Source organism: Burkholderia sp. Ax-1720 (assembly GCF_011753035.1).
Classification (GTDB): Bacteria; Pseudomonadota; Gammaproteobacteria; order Burkholderiales; family Burkholderiaceae; genus Burkholderia; species Burkholderia gladioli.
In genome coordinates this window covers 1-812 of record NZ_VWWK01000464.1, presented here as the reverse complement: position 1 = coordinate 812, position 812 = coordinate 1, and the positions used below count along the sequence as shown (strand labels likewise).

At 64.3% G+C, this 812-nt stretch carries 1 pseudogene; it reads left to right on the top strand.

Annotated elements, in window-relative coordinates:
* Positions 1-129 precede the first annotated feature (129 nt).
* Positions 130-812 (top strand): annotated as a pseudogene (locus F3J18_RS37690) (pyridoxal phosphate biosynthetic protein PdxJ); the annotation flags it as partial.

Below are 812 nucleotides of genomic sequence, written 5' to 3'. Positions count from 1 at the left end.
CGACTGCGCCCAGGCGGTAAAGCGGCTGCGTGACAAGAAGCGCGCAGCGGCCAAGACGGCCTCAATGGCAATCCGCAAGGCGAAGAAGCGCGGCAACGGCCAACGTCAGACGGACACGGAGACTGCGTGATGGACGAACGGACGCGCCACCTCGACCTCATTGCGCCGATCCCCACTGGCAACACGAAAGCAGCCGCAGCGGCCGCCGGCGCGACGTCGGCAGACCTCTGGATGGTGCCTTACGGTCAGCTTCACTATGATCCGGCCGACAACATCCGCCCGGTCGATCCTGAGTGGGTTGCTCACCTCACCGCACTGATCGTCGAAAACGGCTACGACAAGGGTTCGCCGCTGCATTGCTACGCGCGAAAGGTCGACGGCAAGGATTTGCTCTACGTGTACAAGGGGCAGCACCGCTACCTCGCGGCCGGGAAGGCCATCGAGGCGGGTAAGGATGTCGGCAAGATCCCCGTTGTCGTGCGCGACGCCAAGACGGTCAGCCGCGCCGAAATGGTCATCGACGGTTATCTCAGCAACGACAGCAAGCGCTCGTCGCCGCTCGAACTGGCGGGCGTCGTTGCCGAGCTGCGGGACATTCACGGCATGACGCTTGCGGCGATCTGCAAGCGCTTGAACGTCACGGACCAAACCGTCCGCGATGTCGGATTGCTCGAACGCGCCCCGGTTGAACTGCACCAGATGGTTCGCGATGGCGCCGTCGCCGGCACGCTGGCGATCGAGCAGATTCGCGAACACGGGGCCGACAAAGCGCTCGATCGACTGCAGAAGGGTGCGGCAAAGGCAGCGGAGTC